The 22,356-nt window shown below is 35.9% G+C and carries 14 protein-coding genes; 11 read left to right on the top strand and 3 right to left on the bottom strand.

Annotation, left to right across the window (positions count from 1 at the left end; all coding sequences use genetic code 11):
- Both ACY651_RS15885 and ACY651_RS15890 read left to right on the top strand, forming a co-directional pair.
- On the top strand, positions 1-2,094 hold a 2,094-nt coding region (locus tag ACY651_RS15885; protein WP_462254479.1), incomplete at its 5' end, for an FG-GAP-like repeat-containing protein.
- Positions 2,095-2,147: 53 nt separating this feature from the next.
- A complete protein-coding gene (locus ACY651_RS15890) occupies positions 2,148-5,453 on the top strand; it encodes a VCBS repeat-containing protein (protein ID WP_462254480.1) in 3,306 nt (1,101 codons plus the stop codon).
- Positions 5,454-5,456: 3 nt separating this feature from the next.
- Here ACY651_RS15890 and ACY651_RS15895 read toward each other — a convergent pair whose 3' ends face one another.
- The 3 genes from ACY651_RS15895 to ACY651_RS15905 all read right to left on the bottom strand — a co-directional run bounded on the left by ACY651_RS15895 (position 5,457) and on the right by ACY651_RS15905 (position 9,358).
- Complete coding sequence (locus ACY651_RS15895) at positions 5,457-6,386, bottom strand: hypothetical protein (RefSeq protein ID WP_462254481.1); 930 nt, start codon at positions 6,384-6,386, stop codon at positions 5,457-5,459.
- A 59-nt stretch (positions 6,387-6,445) separates the two neighbouring features.
- Positions 6,446-7,939, bottom strand: a complete 1,494-nt coding sequence (locus tag ACY651_RS15900) for a glycoside hydrolase family 32 protein (RefSeq protein WP_462254482.1) — start codon at positions 7,937-7,939, stop codon at positions 6,446-6,448.
- A 69-nt stretch (positions 7,940-8,008) separates the two neighbouring features.
- Positions 8,009-9,358: a sugar porter family MFS transporter gene (locus tag ACY651_RS15905; RefSeq protein WP_462254483.1), complete on the bottom strand. Its 1,350-nt coding sequence runs from the start codon at positions 9,356-9,358 to the stop codon at positions 8,009-8,011.
- A gap of 183 nt (positions 9,359-9,541) precedes the next feature.
- Here ACY651_RS15905 and ACY651_RS15910 point away from each other — a divergent pair, with 183 nt between their 5' ends.
- The 9 genes from ACY651_RS15910 to ACY651_RS15950 all read left to right on the top strand — a co-directional run bounded on the left by ACY651_RS15910 (position 9,542) and on the right by ACY651_RS15950 (position 22,354).
- Positions 9,542-11,569, top strand: a complete 2,028-nt coding sequence (locus ACY651_RS15910) for a glycoside hydrolase family 65 protein (protein WP_462254484.1) — start codon at positions 9,542-9,544, stop codon at positions 11,567-11,569.
- 93 nt (positions 11,570-11,662) lie between these two features.
- Positions 11,663-12,241, top strand: coding sequence for a hypothetical protein (locus ACY651_RS15915; RefSeq protein ID WP_462254485.1), 579 nt, complete (start codon positions 11,663-11,665; stop codon positions 12,239-12,241).
- Between the two features lie 62 nt (positions 12,242-12,303).
- Positions 12,304-13,629 (top strand): vanadium-dependent haloperoxidase, encoded by a 1,326-nt coding sequence (locus tag ACY651_RS15920; protein ID WP_462254486.1) that lies wholly within the window; start codon positions 12,304-12,306, stop codon positions 13,627-13,629.
- Positions 13,630-13,659: 30 nt separating this feature from the next.
- Entirely contained in the window at positions 13,660-14,748 is a 1,089-nt protein-coding gene (locus ACY651_RS15925; RefSeq protein ID WP_462254487.1) for a hypothetical protein, read from the top strand.
- A gap of 38 nt (positions 14,749-14,786) precedes the next feature.
- Complete coding sequence (locus tag ACY651_RS15930; RefSeq protein ID WP_462254488.1) at positions 14,787-15,731, top strand: hypothetical protein; 945 nt, start codon at positions 14,787-14,789, stop codon at positions 15,729-15,731.
- Positions 15,732-15,778: 47 nt separating this feature from the next.
- Entirely contained in the window at positions 15,779-17,332 is a 1,554-nt protein-coding gene (locus ACY651_RS15935; protein ID WP_462254489.1) for a vanadium-dependent haloperoxidase, read from the top strand.
- Positions 17,333-17,399: 67 nt separating this feature from the next.
- Positions 17,400-19,598 carry a TonB-dependent receptor family protein gene (locus tag ACY651_RS15940; protein ID WP_462254490.1) on the top strand — a complete coding sequence of 733 codons (2,199 nt, stop codon included), beginning with the start codon at positions 17,400-17,402 and terminating at the stop codon, positions 19,596-19,598.
- 91 nt (positions 19,599-19,689) lie between these two features.
- Positions 19,690-20,829 carry a DUF3179 domain-containing (seleno)protein gene (locus tag ACY651_RS15945; RefSeq protein WP_462254491.1) on the top strand — a complete coding sequence of 380 codons (1,140 nt, stop codon included), beginning with the start codon at positions 19,690-19,692 and terminating at the stop codon, positions 20,827-20,829.
- A 118-nt stretch (positions 20,830-20,947) separates the two neighbouring features.
- A complete protein-coding gene (locus tag ACY651_RS15950) occupies positions 20,948-22,354 on the top strand; it encodes an MBOAT family O-acyltransferase (protein WP_462254492.1) in 1,407 nt (468 codons plus the stop codon).
- Positions 22,355-22,356 lie beyond the last annotated feature (2 nt).

Raw genomic sequence — 22,356 nt, forward strand, 5'->3', positions numbered from 1 at the left:
TTTTTAGGTTTTGATGCCAATGAAATAAAAGAAAAGATGCTGGCCACCGGGCAAAAAAATCTTTCTGAACTGGTGAGTAAGATTCCTTCTATTGCAGTACCAAATAAAATGTACCGCAACCTGGGCAATCTTAAGTTTGAAGATAAAGGAGTAGAATGGGGCTTTGATAAAAACTCTTTTAGTAATGGGGCTGCTTATGCCGATTTAGATAATGATGGCGATCTTGATGTAGTTGTAAATAATGTTAATGAACCAGCGTTTGTTTTTAAAAATAACAGCAGGGAACAAAATAAAAACAATTTCATTGGTATTTCTTTAAAAAGCAATGATAAAAATACATTTGCTGTGGGCAGTAAAATAATAGTGTATAATAAGGATCAAATTCTTACTAAAGAAATAATGCCCAGCCGTGGTTTTCAATCGTCGGTAGATTATAAACAATGCATTGGAATTGGGAATGGAGTAAAAATTGATTCAGTAATTATTGTGTGGCCAAATCTTACTTATACAAAAATTATTACCCCTGAATTAAATAAATACCATAGTTACACACAACCTGTTGACGGCCAAAAATTAAGTACTGCAATTAAAACATTTCCATCACCATTATTTGAAGCAGTGCCAACTGATTTTGAAAAAAACATGGATGATGATTTTACAGATTTTTACAGGGAGAAAGCCATACCGCAAATGCTTTCGCATGATGGGCCAAAAGCTGCTGTTGCTGATATTAATGGCGATGGGTTAGATGATATTTACATTGGAGGAACTGTTGCAAAACAGGGTCAATTGTATTTACAAAATACTTTGGGGAAGTTTATCAAAAAAGATGAATTGATATTTAAACAATTTACTGGTTTTGTAGATGGGGCTGTATTATTTTTTGATTGTGATAAAGATGGTGATAATGACTTGTTGTTGTGTTCCGGTGGTAATGCAGCAATGCCATCCAGCAGAGAAATGCAGCACCGCTTATATTTCAATGATGGCAAGAGTAATTTTAAAATTGCTACGGATGCTTTTCCTGTAAATAAAGATAATATAAGTGTAGCTGTTGCAAATGATTTTGATAACGATGGTGATTTAGATTTGTTTGTTGGCGCAAGATGTGTAAGTGGGGAGTATGGCCTTACACCTCAAAGCCATATTTATTTAAATGACGGCAAGGGTATTTTTACAGATATGCCTGCGGATAAATGTAAAGGAATAGCTTATGCAGGAATGGTAACCGGTGCAGTGTGGGCAAATTTTGACGAAGATGCTGCTAAAGAATTAATAATAACAGGCGAATGGATGGCGCCTTTAATTTTTAAATACAGTAACAATAATTTTATACTGCTAAAAACAAATCTTGATGATAAAATGGGCTGGTGGCAAACCGTTGCTGTTGCCGATTTAAATAATGATGGCAAACAGGATTTGATTTTAGGAAACCTTGGAGAAAATTTTTATTTGCACCCGGATGATAAAAATCGGGTAAAATTATTTTTGAGCGATTTTGACAACAACGGACAAACAGATAAAATTATAACAAGAACAATTGACGGCAAAGACAAACCGGTATTTATGAAAGGAGAGTTGGAAAGCCAGATGCCGATGCTGAAAAAACAAAATCTGCGTAATAATGATTATGCAAAAAAATCGGTGCAGGAATTATTTAGTAAAGAACAAATAGAAAAAGCAGTGGTTAAAAAAATTAATTACTCATCTTCTGTTGTAGCTTTTAATACGGGCAATGGAAATTTTAGTTTAAAAAACCTGCCGGCTGGTATTCAGCTTTCATCAGTAAAAAATGTTTTGCCTGTTGATATTAATGAAGATGGAAAAATAGATTTAATAATTGGCGGTAACGAATTTGGTTTTCAACCCCAGCTGGGCCGCCTGGATGCAAGTACAGGAGATGTATTGATAAATACCGGTAACAATAATTTTACTGTTCTTAATCAAATACAATCCGGCTTACAATTACAAGGGCAGGTAAGGGATATAAGTTTAGTAAAGAGAAATAATACAACAAGCATACTCTTCCTGCAGAATAACGAATTTCCTGTTTTGTATGAATTGAAAAAGAAAACTCCTATAGCTAAAAAATAATTGAAGTGATCTGCATGAATAAAAATGCCCGAAATATTTTTTACTTACTCCTTATGAGTTTTTACATTTGTATCAGCTCTTGTAAAAATGAAACAAAAGTTACTGTTCCAGTTTTATTTGAAGTACTTAAAGATGATAAAACCGGTTTGCATTTCAATAATGAAGTAGTACCAACTGAGAGCTTTAACATGTTTAAGTACATGTATTTTTATAATGGAGCCGGTGTTGGCGCAGGCGATTTTAATAATGATGGATTAACAGATTTGTTCTTTGCATCTAACCAGGGCGATAATAAACTTTACATAAACGAAGGGAAGTTGCATTTTAAAGATGCAACGGCAGCAGCAACAGTGCCGCAGGATAAAGGCTGGTCAACAGGAGTATCTGTTGTAGATATTAATAACGATGGCCTGCTGGATATTTATGTTTGCAGAGTGGGGAATTATGAAGTATTAAACAGCAAAAATCAACTACTGGTTTGCAAAGGAATAAAAAATGGTATTCCCGTTTATGCAGATGAAGCAACAGCGTATGGCCTTGATTTTTCAGGATTTAGTACACAAGCCGCCTTTTTTGATTATGATTTGGATGGCGACCTTGATATGTACTTGCTCAATCATTCCATTCATCAAAGCAGTTCGTTTGCACCACGAAATAATTTTGCAAATACATACAGCACTTTATCAGGCGATAAATTATATCGTAACGACGGTAACCATTTTACTGATGTAACAAAACAAAGTAAAATTAACAGTTCCGAAATTGGTTATGGGCTGGGCATAGCCGTTAGCGATATTAATTTAGATGGCTGGCCTGATCTGTATATCGGTAATGATTTTCATGAAAATGATTACCTGTACATCAACCAAAAAAATGGAACTTTTACTGAAGAAAATAATCAACGGCTGATGCACAGCAGCAAATTTTCTATGGGTGTGGATGTTGCAGATGTGAATAATGATGGCTATCCGGAAATTATTTCGATGGATATGCTTGCAGCAGATCCATATATTTTAAAACGCTCATTAGGGGATGATGATTACGACGTATTTTTTAGCAAAATTGCATCAGGTTATAATTACCAGTATTCCAGAAATACTTTGCAATATAACAGGCGTAATGGAATGTTTAGCGAAACAGGCGTTTACTCTGGTATTTCGGCAACAGACTGGAGTTGGGCACCTTTATTTATGGACTTTGATAATGATGGGTTGAAAGATCTGTTTATTGCAAATGGTATTCCTAAAAGGCTTAACGATATGGATTATGTAAATTTTATTTACAATGCCGAAATACAGGAAAAAATAAAGAACAGTGATATGAAGGATAAGGATATGGCGCTGATGAAAAAATTTCCGGAAATAAAAATCCCTAATAAATTTTATAAAAATAAAAATAATTTGCAGTTTGAAGATATGGAAACTGTAATAGGTAATGATTTACCCACTTACTCTAATGGTGCTGTATATGCCGATTTTGATAATGATGGTGATTTAGATGTGGTGGTAAATAATATTAATAATCCGGCTTTGTTGTATGAAAATAAAACAGCACAAAATGAGAATAAAAATTTTGCAGCAATAAAATTAACTGGCTCAGAAAAAAACCGCAATGCTGTTGGCGCAAAAATTGTTTTGTTTGCTGGCGATAAAATTGAAACCTACGAAAAAAATCCAGCAAGGGGTTTTATGTCCAGCATGGAAATACCTATGCACATTGGCATGGGTAAGGCAAAAGTTGATTCAGCATTTTTAATTTGGCCCGATAATTCATTTCAAAAAATTACAATTGACAGCTTGTTACAGCAACTTTCTTTTACTTATAAAAAAGAATTGCCCAAATTTAATTACAGTAGTATAACTAATTTTTATAAAAATATTTCAAATACAGCAACAGATATTACTGCGTCAACTGATTTAAATTATAAACACACAGAAAATGTTTTTAATGAATTTGACAGAGAGCCTTTAATACCTCACATGATCTCTACCGAAGGGCCGGCACTAGCTGTGGCGGATATAAATAAAGATGGATTGGAAGATGTTTTTATTGGCGCTTCTAAAACTTTTCACAATGCTATTTTTTTACAGCAGGCAAATGGTAAATTTATAAAAACCCTTCAACCGGAAATGGCTTTGGATAGTATGTATGAAGATGTAAGTGCAACATGGGCAGATGTTAATAATGATGGTAATATTGATTTAATTATTGCAACAGGCGGAAATGAATATTATGGTGGCGATGAACATTTATTGCCCAGGATATTTTTGAATGATGGAAAAACTACTTTTATAAAATTGCCAAACGCATTTACCAATATTGCTGTAACCCCATCGTGTGTTGTTGCTAATGATTTTAACGGCGATGGCTTTATTGATTTATTTTTAGGTGGAAAAACGGTGCCATGGAATTATGGAGAAATCCCACGTTCTTATTTGTTGCAAAACGATGGAACAGGAAAATTCACTGACGTAACAGTCAAGCATGCTAAAGATTTAGCAAATATTGGCATGGTTACCAATGCTGTTTGGTTTGACATAGATAAAGACAAAGACAAAGATTTATTGGTAACATGCGAATGGGGAGGAGTTACTGCATTTATAAGTTCAAACGGGCAATTTGTAAAAAAAGAATTAACCGATAAAAAAGGTTGGTGGAATTTTGTTTTGCCTGTTGATGTAGATAATGATGGTGACATTGATTTAATTGCCGGTAACCTCGGTCTTAACAGCAGGTTGCAGGCAACAGCAACCCAGCCTGTTCAACTATACTTTAACGATTTTGATGATAACGGAAAAAAAGAACAGGTACTAACTTATTTTGTAAAAAATAAGGAAGTTACTTTATCCAGCAAAGACGAATTACAAAGGCAAATACCCATGCTGAAAAAGAAATTTATTTATGCAGCAGATTTTGCTAAAGCGGAGTTTAAAGATATATTTCCATTAGAGAAAACAGAGCATGCAACAATTTCTTTTGCCAATTATTTTGCTAATGCTGTATTGATAAACAATGGCAATTTAAACTTTACAACACAGGAGTTGCCATGGCAGGCACAATTGTCTCCCTACCGTGATGCAGCTATTGCTGATGTTAACAATGATAATTTGCCAGATATAATTTTAGCAGGTAATTATTACAGCAACACTATTCACACCGGCCGCTACGATGCCGATTTTGGTACAGTATTAATTAACAAGGGCAAAGGAAATTTTGTATGCGAAAATTTAAATGGCCTTAGCATTAAAGGAGAAGTAAGGCATATACAGCCAATTAATATATTAAATCAACCAGCCTATATCATGGCAAAAAATAACGACAGTATTTTGGTATTAAAATTTGCCTCCACAAAAAAATAACTCCTACATTACCGGGTAATATATTTTTGTAACCCATTTACTGCTGTCAGTTTCATTTAAGCGATCTGTTATTAAAGAATAAAAAGGAATTGCGGGAGCCGTTCTTTTATAATCATCAGCATATTTTTTCATTGCGATAATAGCTTTTTCTGCCATTTCGTTACCACCTTTTACTTCTGTTACTAAAATGTTCCCTCTGCCCAGCATCCTTTTTTGTAAAATATCCGCTGAGTTAGGCAATGGCTTATCCACAGGTATTGCAACTTTAACTGTAAAATTTAAACTGTCCGTTTCATTAATATTTAGCATGGGGTAACCAGTTTTTTTTGCATTATTATTTACTGCGTATATACTCAGCTTATCAACAAGATTGTAAATTAACTCGTTGGTTGGATAACCTTTACTTGTGGCAGTAGTTTGAATTAAAATACTGTCAGTTACTAATTCTTTTTTTATTTCAAATCCGTAAATATTTTCGGGCACCCTATAAAAGGCTTCCATTCCATTTAAAACGGCCTGCATATCAGTTTCAATTTTATTAGCTTTAAAATATGCCGCTATCCTTTTTATGGGGTTATAAGATGAAGCCATTACGCCAACCCATTCCAAATTAGTAAAGTCTGTTCTAATTTCAATAAAAAAAAGAGAAGTTGAAATGCTAACATTCTTGTCAGCAATAAATACGGGCATAACAGAAATATTACTGTTGTGGATAGTGTAAACAAAATCGTTAAGGTAAAAACTATCATTACTTACTTTGCCCGGCCACCATTTTGCCACATTGGCTTTGTCTAACAGCATTCTGTTTAAACCGTTTCTGGTTGCATTAATACCAATGCTGCTTTTAAGTTTAATAATATTTGGAATAAACAGGTAAGCAGCACCTAAAACTAATAACGCAAAAACTACTAAACCAATAATTATTTTTTTCATACTCTAAATAACCAGTTTTTAAATTTATTTTTTAATTACACAAGATAAAAAATACCAGCTTACCAAACCGGTTTCATTTGCCACAAACTCAAATTACTGAAGGTACTTTTTCCTCCTTCACTAAATAATTCAATGCCGTTATCTTTTTCATCCGGAAAAATTTGTGCAGTAAAAGCCGCTTCACCACCATTCACAAAAACCTCTGCAATGCTGTTATCAAAATAAATATGCAATTGCAGTTTTTTATTTTTTAAGGCAATCGTTTTTTCAAAGCGGTGCATCTTTTTAAAATTTTCGTTAAAAGAAGTGTTGCCGCTTTTACTCCTGTCGATGTAAAATAATTGTTGAGCAGTATTATAACCTATTTCAAAATAATTGTTTTCTCCAACGGCAATTTTTACACCGCTTACAGAGGATGCGGAAGGCTCCAGCGTTACTTCCATTTCAAATTGTTTACTCTTAACTGCCAAAACTTTTTTATTTTCTACTGATTCACTTTGAGTTTGGAATATTTTTTTTCTCAATGATGTTACAGGTGCAATTGGCTTTTGAATTAAAATCCATTCACCATTTTCTTTTTTTACACTTAATGTTCTGGGTAAAGCCATTGCGCTTTTCCAAGGTGTGGTGGGAATATCGTTGGCATAATTCCAGTTATTTACCCAACCAATACTTGTTGGTAAAACTGTTGCAGGCAGTTGGTTGTAAGCAATGGCCGCATAATAATCGGGGCCGTAATCGGGGCGGTAAATTTTATCAGCAGGATTTTCGTTGGTAAATTTTACGCCATCAAATTCGCCAACAAAATATTGCATGGTAGCATTTTGCGAAGTTTGCAATAACCATTTCTTTTTACCGGGCATTCCTTCAACGGGTACTTGTGTAAGATCAGGGCATTCCCATACGCCGCTGGTATCACCCGCCGGGCCAAAATCACTCAAGTGATTCCATTCTTTTAAATTTTTAGAAGAGTAGAGTTGCATGATATGCTCCACCGGAAACATTAAGGCCAGTACCCAATATTTTTTTTGTTCGTGCCAAAATATTTTCGGGTCTCTAAAATCTTTTTTGTGCAGATCAAGCACAGGGTTGTTGGCATATTTTGTCCAGGTAATGCCATCATCTAAACTGTATGCAATGTGCTGGCTTTGATTTATATTTTCAATATGCCCGGTGTACACTGCCACCATGGGCACTTTGCCATTCTTACCAAAACCGCTGGTATTATTTTTATCAACCACACAGGTGCCGGAAAAAATCATTACGCCATTTTCCTCCGGTATGGCAATGGGTAAATGTTTCCAGTGAATTAAATCTTTTGTAGTTGCATGGGCCCATGTCATATGGCCCCAAATATTTGCAAACGGATTATGCTGATAAAATAAATGATACACACCCTTATTATACACTAATCCATTGGGGTCGTTGCACCAGTTGCTTGCCGGCGAAAAATGAAATTGCGGACGATATTTTTCAGTGTACAATTTTGTTTGTGCGTTTGCCATCAATGAAAAAAATAAACTGATAAAAAGAAAATATTTTTTCTGTTGCATAAAAATTAAATTATTTGATAAAGAAAAAATAAACCAACTCTGTGCTCTCTGCACCTCATAGTGCAATTCCTATGTACTCAATTTCTTTTCCAATGCCTCAAGAGAAACACCTTTTGTTTCCGGCATTTTAGTTAATACCCAAATTAATTGCAGCACCATCATGCCAGCTAAAAAAGCAAATATTATCCACGGGGCATCTTTAAGCATACCATCTTTTTCATTTAAAAAAACAGGTGTTACTAAAGTGATTATTGCAGCAAATACCCAATGCACACTGGCACCAAAAGATTGGCCCAATGCCCGTATCTTATTGGGAAAAATCTCTGAAAGAAAAACCCAGATTACTGCGCCCTGCCCAATGGCGTGTGATGCAATAAAGAATAATAAAAACGTCATTAAAAATGTGGGGCTGGCTCCTGTTTTAAAAGCATAAGCCACCATGGATAAACTAATGATATATCCAATCGATCCAATAATCATTAAAGTTTTTCTCCCAAGCCTGTCAATTAAATATAAACCGACAAACGTAAAAATTAAATTGGTACCACCAATTGCAATGGAATTTAATAAAGATTCTTTTTCACCCAATCCAATCTTGGTTAAAATTTCCGGCGCATAATATAAAATAAAATTGATGCCGGATAACTGGTTAAAAAATGCAATTGCAAATGCCAGCCAGATTATTTTATTATGCTTCGCACTAAAAAATTGAGATGTATTTCCTTTAGCAGCTTCATGTTTGTTGCTTTCAATAATAGCTGCAATTTCTGCATCAGCATTTTCTACACCAATGTCGTTCATTATTTTTTTTGCAGCAGCTAAATCATTTTTTTTGCTGATTAACCAGCGTGGGCTTTCGGGCACTGCCATTACCATTACGGTATAAATTAATGCAGGTATTGCCAATACACCCAGCATCCAGCGCCAGTCATTATCGCCACCAACACCTTCTAAAAAATAGTTGGATAGATAAGCAATTAAAATTCCAAAAACAATATTGAATTGATACATCGCTGTTAATCTTCCTCTTGTTGCAGCGGTTGAAATTTCTGAAATATAAGCGGGTGCCACCACTGATGAAACACCAATACCAACGCCACCCATAAATCTAAAAAAAGAAAAGCTGTACGGGTCTGGCGCAAAAGCAGAACCAAATGCAGAAACAGCAAATAAAATTCCTATCCAGAACAATACTTTTTTTCTGCCATACTTTTCAGTAGGTATGCCGCCAAAGATTGATCCTAAAACTGTTCCCCATAATGCCATCGACATTATAAAAAAGCCATGAAAAAAAGGAGTAGTATGCCATAAATCCTGAATGGGTTTATTAGCACCGGAAATAACTACGGTATCAAACCCAAAAATAAAACCGGCCAATGCGGCCACAATAGAATAACGAAAAAGTTTGTTCTGGTTCATAAGCAAGTTTTTGTAGCTGTTAAGATAAGAAAACCAACAGCGACTTGGGCAGTTAATTTATTTTGACATAAATGCAAACGATTGTTGTTTAAAAAGAATGCCCCTAAATTTTTTACAACTGAAGCAGGGCAGCAAAAGATGTTTAACTTGTTTTCTGTAATTTCACTATACAAAAATAGATTTATGAAACGATTGCTTGTTTGTATTTGCCTTGTTATTTTTTATGCGGTTTCTTTTGCACAGGATGCCTGGAAAATAACAACCTCCAATATTGATTCCAAAAATTATTATGGTGTAACTGTTGCCAATGGTATGATTGGTATTGTAAGCAGTCCCGAGGCTTTTAAAGTAAAAGATGTGGTGCTTGCCGGTGCGTATGATTTGTACGGAAGAGGAAGGGTGAGTAATTTTTTAAAAAGTTTCAATCTTTTAAATATGTATATGGAGGTTGATGGCAGAAGGTTGAGTAATGCGGATGTAAGCAATATGCAGCAGGGTTTAAATATGCAAACTGCCAATTTTACTACTTCGTTTAATTACAAAGATGTGGCAACAATCAGCTACACTTATTATGCATTGCGGCAGTTGCCTTATTCTGTTTTGATGGACATAACAGTAACCGCAAAAAAAGATTTTAATCTCGGCAGTGCTTCGCAAATGGAAGCGCCTGATGCTTTAAAAGAGGTGCAAAATTATTACAATGAAATTGACAGGCCGCATACAACAATTAGTTTATTAACTTCTACAGCAAAAAGCCCTACCGGAAAATTACTGATGTGTGCCAGCAATGCATTTATTTTTAGCGAAGCACATGGCAGCGAACCCAGAGTAATACACGAAATGTGGGATAACAATATGCACCTTATGAAGTTTACAAAAAAATTAAAAGCGGGAGAAACCTATCGTTATTCTATTGTTGGTTCTTCAATAACATCTGCACATCATGATGATCCTTTAAACGAAGCGGAACGCTTAACTATTTTTGCAAAATTACAGGGCAGAGACCGATTGATTGAAATGCATAACAATGCATGGAAGGAATTATGGAAGAGTGATATTGTTATTGAAGGCGATGCACAAAGTCAGCAGGATGTACACAGCATGTTGTATCATTTATATTCTTTTGTAAGGGAAGGAACGTCCAACAGTCCAAGCCCGATGGGATTAAGCGGATTGGGTTATAACGGCCATGTGTTTTGGGATACCGAGTTATGGATGTTTCCCAGTATTTTACAATTGCACCCCGAGCTGGCAAAGAGTATGATGGAATACCGTTATCAAAGATTGGAAGCTGCAAAAAGAAATGCATTTGGTAAAGGGTATAAAGGTGCCATGTTTCCATGGGAGAGTGCAGAAACTGGCGTGGAAGAAACACCGGTGTGGGCATTGAGTGGCCCGTTCGAACATCATATTACTGCATGCGTGGGTATTGCTGCATGGAATTATTATTGTGTAACACAGGATAAAAATTGGTTAAGAGAAAAAGGTTGGCCCATCTTACAAAGCACTGCCGATTTTTGGGCAAGCCGTGTAGAAAGAAATGGCCCCGGAAAATATGATATTAAAAATGTGGTGGCTGCAGATGAGTGGGCCGAGAATGTTGACAATAATGCCTTTACTAACGCTGCCGCTAAGGCTAACTTAAAATATGCAACCGAAGCTGCAAAAATTTTAGGCATTACTGGTGATGCAGACTGGATGAATGTTGCCAACAATATTCCTATTTTAAAAATGCCTGATGGCACTACCAGCGAACATGCCACTTATAATGGCGAAGGGATTAAACAGGCCGATGTAAATTTATTGGCTTATCCTTTAAAAGAAATTACAGATGCCAGGCAAATTAAAAAAGACCTGGATTATTATTCCGTTCGTGTACCCAACGAAGGCACGCCTGCAATGACGCAGGCCATCTTTGCATTATTATACAGCCGGATAGGTGATGCAGAAAAAGCCTTTCATTTTTTTAAAGATGCTTATGTGCCCAATTTAAATCCGCCATTTAATGTAATTGCCGAAACTAAAGGCGGTACCAATCCCTATTTTGCAACTGGCGCAGGGGGCATTTTACAAAGTTTATTAAATGGGTTTGGCGGGTTAGAAATCACACCTGCTGGAATTATTCAAATAAAATCAACACTACCAAAGCAGTGGAAGAGTATTACTATTACAGGGGTTGGGCCGCTTAAAAAGACTTTTACGGTAAAATAGTTGAAAATCAATACGACACAAACGTTTGCAACTGATATGCAAAGGAAATTATGCTGAAAACTCAATAAATATTCTTATTTTGCACAGACCAAAATGAGGAAATTAGCTGCCATATTGCTTTTAGGGATATTTGTATTCAATTTATTTGGCTACAAATTATTTGTATCCTTCATGGTAAACAATGCCGATCAATCATTAGAAACTGCTTTAGATAAAAATAATTACAACGAAGAAGATCTTATCTCTATAAAAAAACCCACCAATCTCCCATACTACAATAACACCAAAGATTTTACAAGGGCTTACGGCGAAGTGGAAATGAACGGCGTGTTATATACCTATGTAAAGAGCCGCATTTATAACGATTCGCTTGAAATGCTTTGCATCCCCAATACTTCTAAACAGCAATTGCTCAATTCAAAAGATAATTTTACAAATGTTGTTTTTGATCTGCAAAAAGATACTAATAAAAAATCTGGTGATTCAAATAAATCATTTTCTTTTTTAAAAATGCTGGGTGAGTTTGAGAATAACGCAGATTTTAATTTTGATATTTCTTCTACAGCAATTGTGTTAAAAAATAATACACATTACATTGCTAATACTGGAGCAAAACACAAAGCTACCATTGAGCGGCCTCCGGATTTTTGCAACACTGCTGTTACCTGTTAATTTACAAAAGCAATATTTTATTATAATAATTGCTGCTTCTCTTTACTAATAGATTTCTTTAAATGAAAAAATTAATTACGGCATTTGCTGTATTGCTAAGTTTATATTCCTGCAATAATAAACCGGCAGAAAAAACTTATTTCACTGATGCATTTTCTTACAGCAAAACTGTAAAAGAATTGAACGAAGTGGTTAAGTTTGTAGGGTTTGCACCCATTGTAGCATCACGTAATTATGCTTACGCAAATATTGCAGCGTACGAATGTATTGCAGCCGGTTATCCAAAAGAATATAATTCTTTAAGCGGACAGATAAACGGATTTAAAATAGATGTGAGCAGTTTTAAAAATGATCAGATTGATTATGAATTTGCATCGCTGCTGGCATTTTGTAAAGTAGGTGAAGCGGTTACTTTTCCCGAAGGCAGTATGAAAGAATATGTGGACAGTTTAAAAAGATTTGCTGACGAAAGTGGCATGCCATCTAAAATGTTTGATAATTCTGTTGCCTTTGCTGATTCAGTTTCAAAAACAGTTTTAGCATGGAGCAAAAAAGATAACTATGCACAAACACGTAGTGCATCACGTTATACGGTTTTAGATTCTCCGGGAAGATGGGTGCCCACACCACCAGCTTATGCCAGTGCGCTAGAGCCACATTGGACAGAAATTAGAACCATTGTTATGGACAGTGCAAATCAATTTATGCCGCCACGCCCAATACCATTTAATGTTACCGATAAAAATGGCGCTTATTACAAACAGGTAATGGCAGTAAAAAATGCAGTGGACAGTTTAACGGATGAACAAAAACATATCGCTGAATTTTGGGATGATCTGGGAGGGAAATTAAATGTGGTTGGGCATATACAATTTGTTACCAAAAAATTTTCTCCCCCCGGCCACTGGATGAATATTGTGGGCATTGCATCGCAAAAAGCAAAAGCCAGTTTTAGAAAAACAGTAGCGGCATACACACTCACTTCTATTTGTATGTTTGATGGATTTATACAATGCTGGGATGAAAAATTCAGGAGCAATATGGTTAGGCCAGAAACGGTAATTAATAAATATATTGACCAGGACTGGAGACCTTATTTACAAACACCACCATTTCCTGAATATACCTGCGGCCACAGCACTGTATCATCTGCAGCTGCAGAAGCATTAACAAAAATGTACGGCGAAAATTTTAATTACACCGATACCAGCGAACTGGAGTTTGGTATTGCCAACCGCTCTTTCACCTCTTTTAAACAGGCTTCTGATGAAAATAATATGGCAAGATTTTATGGTGGTATTCATTTTCATCCCAGCTGTTTGGTAAGTACAGAGTATGGAAAAAGAGTGGGCAGTTTTATTGTAGGCAAACTGAAATTAGAAAAATAAAAATTATTAGAAAATAAAAAATTTAAAAAAATGAAAAAAATATTTATACTGGCAGCAATATTTTTTATTGCACAATACAATTTGAATGCACAGGGTTGTGTAGCCATCCGTAATAATGGAAGCAGTTGCACTTTAAACCATAGCGGTGCTAATGCCAAAGGATGGCAGTTAAATCTTAACCACCGGTACTTTAAATCGTACAAACATTTTGTGGGTAAAGAAGAACAAAAGCATCGTGTGGACGAACAGTCTGATGTACGTAACTGGCAGCATAATCTCGATATTTCAATAGTTAGAAATTTTAATAACCGCTTTTCAATGGCGGTTGCTTTGCCGCTGCAGTCTAATTTACGTTCATCTAAATATGAGCATTATGGCAACGGCAGTACCAGCCCCAATGCCCGTAACACCACCAAATCTTTTGGCCTTGGCGATATGCGTATTACAGGGTATTACTGGTTGCTGAACCCTGCTAAATCAGTTAAAGGAAATATACAGGCGGGTTTAGGTATTAAACTGCCAACCGGCAATTACAGGGTAGAAGATTATTTTAGAAAAAATGATTCCACTTTTGTTTTAGGCCCGGTAGATCAGTCAATTCAATTGGGTGATGGTGGTACAGGTATTAGTTTTGAATTGAATGGCTATTACAAAATGAATCACAAATTAGGCTTCTATGGTAATACCTATTATCTTATTAACCCTGTAGAACAAAATGGAGTATCCACTGCCAGGGGCGGAGCCGTTAGCGCAACTAACGTAAAATATTTTACCAATACTATGAGTGTACCCGACCAGTTTATGGCAAGGGGTGGCGTAAATTATTCGGTAAAGAGTTTTACAGTCTCAGGCGGAGTACGTATAGAAGGCCTGCCCAGCAGTGATTTATTTGGAGGCGATAAGGGTTTTCGCAGGCCCGGATATGTAATTGCTGCCGAACCTGTAATAAGCCATATGGGTAAAAAAACAACCCTCTATATTTCTGTTCCTGTTGTTTTGGAACGTAACAGAACACAAAGTTATTCTGATAAATTGCGCTCTACACCAGAAGTTAAAGTACAGGGTGATGCCGCATTTGCCGACTATTCAATAAATATTGGCGTTTCGTTTAAACTTTAATTAAAACATAATTCATTTAAATTTTTAAACCATCTATTATGATTTTGAGTGTATTGAAAAATCCAATTAAAATACTACTGATTTTTTTTGCAGTAAGCGGACCGGCACACGCCCAAACAGATATTGATGGGCTGATGATGCAGAAAAACTTTTTCTGTGTTGGCCCAACCATTAGTAAAAGCAGCTGGAAAAATTATTGGGAAGGAACTTTTAAAAGAGATAACGCTAACTTAGGAACAGTAAGCACCACTGCTGCAATGATAATGGGCAACTATGGTGTAACCGATAAACTTAACCTGCTTTTTGGCTTACCGTATATTAAAACAAAAGCAAGTGCCGGTAATTTAAAAGGGCAAAAGGGATTGCAGGATTTATCCTTATTTGTAAAATGGGTGGCAAAAGAAAAAAAGATCGGTAAAGGAAACCTGAAAGCAATATTGATAGGTGGCTATTCAGCTCCGGTAAGTAAATATTATATTGACCTTATGCCATTGGCCATCGGCATGCATAGCAAAACCGGTCATTTAAGAGTAATGGCCGATTACGAAATGGGCGATTGGTTTGCAACTATATCAGGTACCTATATGCTCCGAAGCAATGTAACCCTGGACAGGAATACTTACTACACCACCGAAATGCATTATACCAACGAAGTGAAAATGCCTGATGCCAACGATTTTAATTTCAGAATTGGTTATCGCAGCAGTACGTGGATCATAGAAGCTATCGCAGATAAATTTACCACATTGGGGGGCTTTGATATCACCAAAAACAACATGCCTTTTGTAAGTAATAAAATGGATGCTACAAAACTTGGACTTCATGTAAAATACGATACCGATTTTGTAAACGGGCTTTCATTTGTTGCCGATGCCAATACAACTGTTGCAGGAAGAAATGTAGGGCAAAGCACAAGTTTTGGCGGAGGGGTTTTTTACATACTCGATTTTAGTAAAAAGAAAAAAGAAGAAACTAAAAAATAACATTCATGCTGTTTAGCCATTGATGGTGGCAGTTTAAAATTACAACAATGAAAAAGATATTTTTATTCATCAGTTTAGTAACTATTGCAACAATTGCAGTTTTTAATTCCTGTTCAAAAAAAATAGATGAAGCAAACCTCTCGTATCCGCTCATCAACCCAACAAAGACTGACGCCAATGCAGGAACATGGAAACCTATTTTATTAACTGCAGCCAGCGAATTTGCCTGTGCTGCACCTATTGCAACTACATCGCCGGATTATATTCTGCAGCTGAATGAAATTAAAAGCTTTCAGAATAATATTACCACCCAAGAAAAAGATATGGTAAACTATTGGGGTGCCGGTGCTGTATTACGCTGGAACGAAATTATGAGAGAGTTGGTTGCAAAACACAATCTTCCTCCATACCAAAATGCAGATGGTACTTATCCTGCACCTAATGCAGCTAACCCATTAGCATATCCCACTTTTCCATTTTCAAATCCACCTTATGCTGCAAGGGCTTATGCTTATTTAAGTGCGGCACAATATGATGCCTGCGTGGCTGGTTATTTTTACAAATCTTTGTATGCCCGTACAGCACCATTTAATGTAGATGCAAACATTAAAACATTATTACCAAAATCAACTTTACCTTCGTATCCAAGCGAAGATGCCGTAGTGATGGGAGCATCAGTAGAGTTATTAAAATTATTATTTCCCGGCGATCAGGATTTTATAAATCAAAAAGCGGAAGAACATAAAAGGGCAAGATTAATTGCTGGTGCAAATGTGCGTAGCGATTTAGATGCAGGAGAGGCATTGGGTAAACTGGTTGCTGCTAAATTTATAGGCCGTGCAAGAAACGACAGAGCAGGTACAGCCGGAGGCAATGCCACAATTTGGGCTCAAATAGAAGCTGATTGTGTGGCAAAAGGTGAAGTGCCCTGGTTCAGCCAGGAAACGCCAAAACGCCCCGGCATGCTTGTGTTATTTGGAAAAGTACGTACCTGGTTATTTGATTCGCTTACAATGGTAACCACCATTCGTCCTCCAGCCCCGCCATTAACCGGCTCTGCACAGTTTAAAGCAGAAACGGAAGAGGTATATCAGATACAGAAAAATCTTACAAGAGAACAAAAAAGTATTGCCACATTCTGGTCGGATGGGGTAGGTACTTACACACCTCCGGGGCATTGGAATTATATTGCCGCTACAGAATTTGCTCAATTAAATTTTAGCGAAGCAAGGTGGGCACGTAACATGGCGCTGCTGAATATGAGTATTATGGATGCTGGTGTTGTTTGCTGGGATGCTAAATATTTTTATTATAACCCACGGCCAATGCAGATAGATACCCGTATTAAAACTGATATAGGGTTACCGAATTTTCCTGCATACATTAGCGGACACAGCACATTCAGTGGCGCAGCGGCAACAGTATTAAGTTATATAGTTCCCGGTAAAGCACAACAATTTAATGATATGGCCAAAGAAGCTTCTATATCACGTATGTATGGTGCTATCCACTTCCGCAGCGATTGCGAAGTTGGAATTACTACAGGGAATAAAGTGGGCAGTTATGCAATAACAAGAGGGCATACTGATGGGGCAGAATAATTTTGAATGATGATTAAAAGGTGTTGTAATTTTTTACAACACCTTTTAAAAAATCAATTACTGAGTTATGAAAAAAAGTATACTTTCTTTTTTATTTATATTTTCTACTGTTTGTTGTGTTGCACAGCAACCTGTATCTGGCACGGATACTGTAATTAAAATAAAATCTTTAGACAGCCTTATATTCTATACCTATCTGTATCAGAATATTGTTAAACATCTTCCGGAAGAGCAGGGTACTTATATTTTTTCCGGAAAGAAAACGGAAATTATCAGCCTCAATAATTCCGCTGCAGATATTACTAACAAAACCGGCAGGCTGGTATTTGCAAAAATTCCCGGTGTGTTTGTATATGATATGGATGGCTCAGGTAACCAGATAAATATTGCAGCAAGAGGATTAGATCCTCATCGTGGTTGGGAATTTAATATTCGAAAAGACGGCGTTTTAACCAACTCCGATATGTATGGTTACCCTGCAAGCCATTATAGTATGCCGCTCGAAAGTATTGAGCGTATTGAATTGGTAAGAGGCACAGGTTCTTTACAATATGGCGCACAGTTTGGCGGCATGTTAAATTATGTAAGCAAACAGGGTGATACCAGCAGGCCGGTTGGTTTTGAAAGTATAAACACTATTGGCTCTTTTAATTTATTAAGCAGCTATAATGCTATTAGTGGTAAAGCAGGTAAATTAAAATATTATGCATACCTGTATAAAAAATCAAAAGACGGTTATCGTAAAAATGAACATACCGATTCAGAAGCCGAATCTGTTGTGCTTACTTACGAGCCTGATAAAAATTTTTCTATCCGCTTAGAATGGTCACGTTCTAAATATTTATACCGGATTCCAGGTGCATTAACAGACAGTATGTTTACTGCCGATCCAAAACAGGCCACACGTAGCCGCAATTATTTCAGTCCCGACATTCATGTACCCTCTGTAATAGTAAACTGGCAAGTGGCCTGTAAAACAAAATTACAATTAACTACATCTGCAGTATTAGGCAGAAGAAATAGTGTGCTGTTTGATAAGCCAACAAATATCAGGGATACTGTCGTAACAACTACACAACAATATAATAACCGCCAAATAGATATTGACAGGTTTAATAGTTATACTGCTGAATTGCGGTTGTTGCAGCTTTATCGTTTAGCAAAACATGCCAGTTCGCTTGCAGCAGGTGTACAATACATGAACAATGATCTGCATCGTACACAATTAGGTAAAGGCACCACAGGTAGCGACTATGATCTGACATTGGTTGAACCGGCATGGGGAAGAGATATGCATTTTAAAACAACCAACCTTGCTTTGTTTGCCGAAAATAAATTTCAAATAAAAAACAACCTCTCTATAAATGTTGGTGCAAGAGTGGAAATGGGTAAAACGGATATGAGCGGTAAGATTGTGTATTACCCCGATAATCAAATTCCTGTTAGTATTAAACACCAGTTTCCTTTGCTGGGTATAAACCTTTCTTACAAACCCGGAAAAAGTACAGAGTTATATGGAGGCTGGTCGCAGAGTTACCGGCCTATGCTTTTTAAAGATCTGATACCTGCTTCTTTATTTGAAAAAATTGATCCCAACATAAAAGACTCTAAAGGATATAATGCTGAATTAGGTTTTAGAGGAAGCTATAAATTTTTAAGATGGGATATCAACGGATTTTTATTGCAATACAATAATCGCTTTGGCACATTAGCACAAACGGATAACGGCGGTAACTTTTATACTTACCGCACCAATGTGGGCAATTCATTTACAAAAGGCCTGGAGGCTTTTGTGCAGGCAGACTGGATATTGGCAAAGGCTGTTAGTCTTTCTGTTTTTACATCAACAGCATTTGTACATGCCAGGTATACAAAAGCAATTGTAAAATCGGGCAATGCAAATATTAATATCGAAGGCAATAAAGTGGAAAGTGCTCCCGATCTGATCTCCCGTAACGGTGCTACTATCAAATTTTATAAAATAAGTTTTTCGGTACTGTACAGTTATACTGCCGAAACTTTTGCTGACGCATTAAATACAGTGCAACCACCAAAAAATAACGGAGCTGTTGGCCTTGTACCTTCTTATGGCATACTGGATGCAAACGCAGTTTTTAAATTATCCAAAAATTTAGAATTGAAAATGTCGCTTAATAATTGTATCAACAGGCAATACTTTACAAAACGTCCGTTGTTTTATCCCGGGCCGGGTGTGTGGTCATCCGACGGACGCAATGCAAGTATTACATTGGCGGTACGGCTTTAAAATATTTGTTATAATCGTTTGGTACAAAAATCGTAAAAAGTGAAAGCGCTGCTTTTCTAACCAAAGCAGGTTTTACGGGTTAACAATTATCATGAAAAAAACATTTTACCTTGGTTTAACAGGCTTGCTGCTTTTTGAAGTGGCTAATGTATATTTTATTATGCCCATGCCCGGCAGCCAACAAATAAATAGTATTGATACTGCTTATTTTTTTTACAAATGGCGCTGGATATTTCGTTGTTTTTTTTCCATGATGATATTAATTGGGTTTTTAAAATCAAATTGGAAAAAAAAGTGGATTCCTTTTATTCCTTTTTTGTTATTAAGTGTTGTAATATATATGGCCAATTTTGTTATGGCTGCCGATGCTATGTTTCAACAACCCAAACAATTATTGTTTGCTGTAGCTGATAAAAATAAAGTAGATACTAACCGGCTGGTAATTGGTGTTACTGTTAATGGTGTGTCTAAAGCATACCCTATTCGTTTTTTAGGATATCATCATCATGTACAGGATACTCTGGGAGACAAATCTATAATGGTAACTTATTGTACCGTATGCAGAACCGGAAGAATATTTGAACCGGTAGTGAATGGTAAAAAAGAAACTTTTAGGTTAGTAGGAATGGATCACTTTAATGCTATGCTGGAAGATGCTGCTACAAAAAGCTGGTGGCGCCAGGCTACAGGCGAAGCAATAACAGGAAAATTAAAAGGGCAAAAATTGCCGGAAGTATTCAGCACACAAACTTCTTTGGCAGAGTGGCTGCAGTTGAATCCCAACTCACTCATTATGCAACCCGATCCTGCATTTGATAATAAATACGATACCACATTAAAATACGAAAATGGCAAAAGTAAAAGTAAACTAACAGGTACGGACAGCCTTTCATGGAAAGATAAATCGTGGGTGATTGGTGTAAAAGCTGGTAAAGAAAAAAAAGTGTATGACTGGAATACATTAAAAGATAAAAGAATCATTAATGATAAATTAGGCAGCAGTTTCATAGTACTTGTTTTAGCAAAAGATGATAAAAGTTTTTTTGCTTTTGAAAGGCCTGCAGAAAACGCAATCTTCGCTTTACATAATGATACGTTACTGATGAACAACCATCATTATAAAATAAACGGCAAAGGTATTGATACTACTTTTTCCTTAAAGCCATTGCCTGCCTACCAGGAGTTTTGGCATAGCTGGCGAACTTTTAATGAAGATACAAAACGGTATTAAAAAGAGTTACTGAAAATTTACTGTAAATATTCACAAAAAACTATTTTGTTCTGCATGGTGTAAAACTTACATTGGTAATACATGCGTTTATCATAAATTGCATTTAAGAATACAGCGCATGCTCTTTAACTCCATAAACTTTCTATTTTTTTTTGCTATTGTATTTTTTTTGTTTTACTACTTAAATGGTACGGCAAGAAAAATATTGCTTTTTATAGCCAGCTCTGTTTTTTACATGTGGTTTATACCTGCGTATATTTTTATTTTATATTTTACTATACTGGTCGATTTTATTGCTGCCATTCAAATAGAAAAAAGTACTGATAAAAAAAGAAAGAAGCAGATTTTATTATTGGGCATCTGCAATACCTGTATTATACTTTTTGTTTTTAAGTACTGCAATTTTTTTATTGATAATTTTAACCTGCTGGGTTTTACACCCATAAAAAATTGGGAAATTATTTTACCTATCGGCCTTTCCTTTCATGTATTTCAAAGTTTGAGTTATATTATAGAAGTGTACAGGGGAAATATGAAAGCCGAAAAAAATCTTTTAGTGTATTCCAATTTTGTAATGATGTTTCCGCAATTGGTAGCAGGCCCAATTGAAAGAGCAACAAATCTTTTACCGCAGTTAAAAGAATGCAATCATAAAATTACCTATGCCGATTTTTCAATTGGGTTATCAAGATTTTTTTGGGGCTTATTTAAAAAAGTGGTGATTGCAGATACTGCAAGTGTGTATTCAGGCGTGGTGTACCAAAACTATACCCATCATTCGGGCAGCACACTTCTTGCAGCAACTTTTTTATTTTCTATACAAATTTATTGCGATTTTTCCGGTTACTCTGATATGGCCATTGGTACAGCAAGAATGCTGGGATTTAAGTTCAAAGAAAATTTTACACTGCCTTACTTTTCTAAAACTGTTACAGGGTTTTGGCGGAGATGGCATATCTCTTTATCAAGCTGGTTAAGAGATTATATTTATATCCCTTTAGGTGGAAATAGAAAAGGTAATATTAAAACTTATATCAACCTGATGCTTACTATGCTTATTGGCGGGTTGTGGCATGGCGCCTCCTGGAACTTTGTAATCTGGGGAGGTTTAAATGGATTTTATTTAATGGTAGAAAAAGCATTTAATTTTTCTGCATTCAAACCTAAAAATTTCTTTTTAAAATTATTGGGGGCATTGTATGTATTTATTGCCATAAGCTTTACGTGGATTTTTTTCAGGGCTGCTACTTTTCATCAGGCTGTTGGTATTATTAATTCCATCTTTACTGAATTTGATCCGGTGAGTTTTCAAATTTTAGATACGGGTATTTTTATTGCCGCCATTTTTTCAATTATTGTACTGCTGCTTTTTGAATATTTTATTTTTAGAAAATACAGTTTTGAAGATATTTTTTATTTTAAACGGGGCAATTTTTATCTTTCGCTACTTATTGTATTTTTTATCTGTTACATAATTTTGTTTGGAAATTCCAATGGTAACCAATTTATTTATTTTCAATTTTAGCG

The organism is Ferruginibacter sp. (genome assembly GCF_031391665.1).
Classification (GTDB): domain Bacteria; phylum Bacteroidota; class Bacteroidia; order Chitinophagales; family Chitinophagaceae; genus Ferruginibacter.

Bases quoted from the DNA above. Each gene is read 5' to 3' on its own strand.
- ACY651_RS15890 (WP_462254480.1), top strand. From the start codon at position 2,148: ATGAGTTTTTACATTTGTATCAGCTCTTGTAAAAATGAAACAAAAGTT.
- ACY651_RS15895 (WP_462254481.1), bottom strand. From the start codon at position 6,386: ATGAAAAAAATAATTATTGGTTTAGTAGTTTTTGCGTTATTAGTTTTA.
- ACY651_RS15900 (WP_462254482.1), bottom strand. From the start codon at position 7,939: ATGCAACAGAAAAAATATTTTCTTTTTATCAGTTTATTTTTTTCATTG.
- ACY651_RS15905 (WP_462254483.1), bottom strand. From the start codon at position 9,358: ATGAACCAGAACAAACTTTTTCGTTATTCTATTGTGGCCGCATTGGCC.
- ACY651_RS15910 (WP_462254484.1), top strand. From the start codon at position 9,542: ATGAAACGATTGCTTGTTTGTATTTGCCTTGTTATTTTTTATGCGGTT.
- ACY651_RS15915 (WP_462254485.1), top strand. From the start codon at position 11,663: ATGAGGAAATTAGCTGCCATATTGCTTTTAGGGATATTTGTATTCAAT.
- ACY651_RS15920 (WP_462254486.1), top strand. From the start codon at position 12,304: ATGAAAAAATTAATTACGGCATTTGCTGTATTGCTAAGTTTATATTCC.
- ACY651_RS15925 (WP_462254487.1), top strand. From the start codon at position 13,660: ATGAAAAAAATATTTATACTGGCAGCAATATTTTTTATTGCACAATAC.
- ACY651_RS15930 (WP_462254488.1), top strand. From the start codon at position 14,787: ATGATTTTGAGTGTATTGAAAAATCCAATTAAAATACTACTGATTTTT.
- ACY651_RS15935 (WP_462254489.1), top strand. From the start codon at position 15,779: ATGAAAAAGATATTTTTATTCATCAGTTTAGTAACTATTGCAACAATT.
- ACY651_RS15940 (WP_462254490.1), top strand. From the start codon at position 17,400: ATGAAAAAAAGTATACTTTCTTTTTTATTTATATTTTCTACTGTTTGT.
- ACY651_RS15945 (WP_462254491.1), top strand. From the start codon at position 19,690: ATGAAAAAAACATTTTACCTTGGTTTAACAGGCTTGCTGCTTTTTGAA.
- ACY651_RS15950 (WP_462254492.1), top strand. From the start codon at position 20,948: ATGCTCTTTAACTCCATAAACTTTCTATTTTTTTTTGCTATTGTATTT.